At 66.9% G+C, this 3,193-nt stretch carries 2 protein-coding genes; one reads left to right on the top strand and one right to left on the bottom strand.

The annotated features are described in order from the left end of the window. Positions 1 to 142 precede the first annotated feature (142 nt). Entirely contained in the window at positions 143 to 2,080 is a 1,938-nt protein-coding gene (locus RTQ83_RS24245) for a PAS domain-containing protein (protein ID WP_312520634.1), read from the bottom strand. 250 nt (positions 2,081 to 2,330) lie between these two features. Between RTQ83_RS24245 and RTQ83_RS24240 the strand changes: the two genes are divergently transcribed. Beyond that, positions 2,331 to 3,193 (top strand): alkaline phosphatase PhoX (locus tag RTQ83_RS24240; protein ID WP_312520631.1); only part of this gene is annotated, 863 nt, incomplete at its 3' end.

Here is a 3,193-nt window from a genome sequence, read left to right as displayed (position 1 = left end):
GTGTACTTCAAAATAAAACCCCGAAAAGTCGTTCCAACTTTTCGGGGTCAGTTCACTGCGCGGGAATGACGGTCTTGAGGGAGCGGGCCGTAATGACCTGAACGTTTGTGCGCGTCTACGCTAGCCATCGCCTTTGCCCGCATCACAACCCCGCCAGCAGCTCCTCCACCACCGTCAGCTGCACCGGCTTGGTCAGATGATGATCGAACCCCGCCTCTTTCGAGCGCTGGCGGTCGCTTTCGGCGCCCCAGCCGGTCAGCGCCACCAGCGTCATCCCCGCCAGCTCGGGCGTGGCGCGGATCGCGCGGGCGGTGTCGTAGCCGCTCATGCCGGGCATGCCGATGTCGAGGAAGGCGATGCGCGGCAGGAACTCGCGCGCCGCGGCCAGCGCCGCATGGCCGTCGTGCGCCACGCGCGTGACGTAGCCCGAGGCGTCCAGGATCATCGACAGCGTCACCGCGGCGTCGACGTTGTCGTCCACCACCAGCACCTTGAGCCCGGCGCCCGCGTCCTGTGACTGCGCGCCGGCGCGTCCCTGCGGCGTGGCGGCGCCAAGACCGGCGTCGGCCAGCGGCAGGCGCACCGTGAACACGCTGCCGGCGTTGGCCCCGGCGCTGGCGGCGCTCACCGTCCCACCGTGCATCTCGACCAGGCGCCGCACCAGCGACAGGCCGATCCCCAGCCCACCCTGCGAGCGGTCAACCGTGCGTCCGATCTGGCTGAACATGTCGAACACGCCGTCCAGCGCATCCTTGGCGATGCCGACCCCGCTGTCGGAGACGGCGATCACGGCTTCCTGGCCGTCGCGGCACACCGCCAGCCGGATGCGCCCGCGCGGCGGAGTGTACTTGGCGGCGTTGTTGAGCAGGTTGGCCACCACCTGCGAGATGCGGGTGGCGTCGGCGTCCACCGTCAGGGTGGTGTCCGGCACGTCGACCGCCAGCGTGTGATGGCCGGCCTCGATCAGCGGCAGGCTGGTCTCGACCGCGCTGGCCAGGATGGTCTTCAAGTCGCAGCGCTGGCGCTTGAGTTCCAGCTTGCCGCCGCTGATGCGGGCGACGTCGAGCAGGTCGTCGATCAGGTGCACCATGTGGCCGACCTGGCGCTCCATCATCTCGCGCACCTTGCCCACCGCCGCCGGATTGTCGCCGCCCAGGCGCATCACGCTCAGGCCATTGCGGATCGGGGCCAGGGGATTACGCAGCTCGTGCGCCAGCGTGGCCAGGAACTCGGTCTTGCGGCGGTCGGCCTCGGCCAGGTCGTAGGCCAGGCTGCGCAGGGTCTCTTCGGCCTGCCGGCTTTCGGTGGTGTCGAGCACCATCGCCACCAGGCCTTCGAATTCGCCGTCCGGCCCGCGCAGGGCATTCACGCTGCTGGTGGCCGGCATGCGCGAGCCGTCGCGCCGCAGATAGAATTTGTTGAGCACCACGCCGTTGGCGCCCGCCTTCAGGCGGCCCACCGCATCGAGCGTGTCGGCCACCGATTCGGGCGCCGTGACATCGATCACGCTCATGCCCACCAGCTCGGCCTCGCTGCGGTCGATCATCGCGCAATAGCGCTCGTTGGCCAGCGTGATGCGGCCGTCGGTGTCGAGCTGGACCACGCCGATGGCAGCCTGGCTGACGATCTTCTCGAAGCGCTCGCTGGCCGCCTGCAGCTGGCGCGCCAGGCGCGCGCGCTCATCGTCGGCCGCCACCTGCTCGGTGATGTCGCGCAGGATCGCCAGCAGGTGCGCCTGATGGCCGTCGGGACTGGCGGTGCGGGTCACCACCACGTCCCACCATTTCAGGCACCCTGTGATGGTCAGGCAGGCCGCTTGCGCCTTGCCGGCGCCGCCGGCGCAGGCCAGCGCCAGCGCAGCGTCGATCGCCGCGCGCGACTCCTGCGGCCACAGCGCGCGCCAGGCGCTGCCGAGCAGCTGCGCCGGGTCGTCGATCTCCAGCGCCTGCATGCCGTTGCGGTTCAGCGCCACGATCACGCCATCGGCGTCGAGCAGGTGCACGCAATCGGGAATGGCTTCGAACAGCGACCAACCGAGGGTGATCGTTTCCTGTGCCGGCATGTCGTCGCTGTCCTGCATGGTGTCCTTTATTCCGATGGCTCGTTGAAATCGACAAGGCTGATTTCCTGACCCGAAAGTCTAGCGCACGGGGCAGGCTCTTAGGAATACGCGCACAAACAATGTAAGAAAATTCCGACAAATATTTTTACAAGTTAGTACGCTGACAAATAGCGGCATGTCATCAAACGGTGATCAAAGCGTCACAAACCGGTCATCTTCCATCACTACCATTCACGGACTTTCCTAACTATAAACAGGGATCCACTCCGTGAACAAGCTGACCGACCTCGCCCACATCGACCACGATGACCTGGACACGAACAATTCGTCGAACGAACATTTCAGCGCGGTGCTCGAGAAGCGCCTGAGCCGCCGCAACATGCTGCGCGGCGGCGCCGCGTCGGCCGCTACTGCCATCCTGGGCAGCATGGGCTTGACCGCCTGCGGCGGTTCGGACCACGACGATCCTGCACCGGCGCCGGCGCCGACCCCGGGCGGCACCACCTCGCCAGCCCCGGCCCCGACCGAAAAACTGCTCGGCTTCACCGCCGTCGGCAAGAGCCTGGCCGACAGCGTGTCGGTCCCGGCCGGCTACACCGCCACCGTCCTGTACGCGCTGGGCGACCCGATCAGCAACACCACCGCCGCCTACCGCAACGACGGCACCGACACCGATTTCGAGAACCGCGCCGGCGACCACCACGACGGCATGGAATTCTTCTCGCTGTCCGACACCGGCGGCGTGTCGACCACCGGCGTCACGCGCGGCCTGCTGGCGATGAACCACGAAGCCACCACCAACGAAGGCCTGCCGTCGTTCTTCGTGCACGCCAACGGCGGCACCAATTCGCTGCCGCGTCCGGCCCTCGAAGTGGACAAGGAAATGGCCCTGCACGGCCTGTCGATCGTCGAAGTGCGTAACAACAGCGGCAAGTGGGAATACCTGCAGGGCTCGATGTTCAACCGCCGCGTGCACCAGCAGACCGAAGTCCAGATCTCGGGCCCGGTGCGCGGCAATGCCCTGGTCAAGACCAAGTATTCGCCGGACGGTACCAAATTCCGCGGCACCATCAACAACTGCGGCACCGGCCGCACCCCGTGGAACACCTATCTGTCGGGCGAAGAAAACTG

Origin of the sequence: Massilia sp., assembly GCF_031995545.1 — a bacterium.
Taxonomy (GTDB): Bacteria; Pseudomonadota; Gammaproteobacteria; order Burkholderiales; family Burkholderiaceae_D; genus Telluria.
Note: the sequence above shows the minus strand (reverse complement) of the source record. Positions and strands in the feature narration are given on the sequence as shown.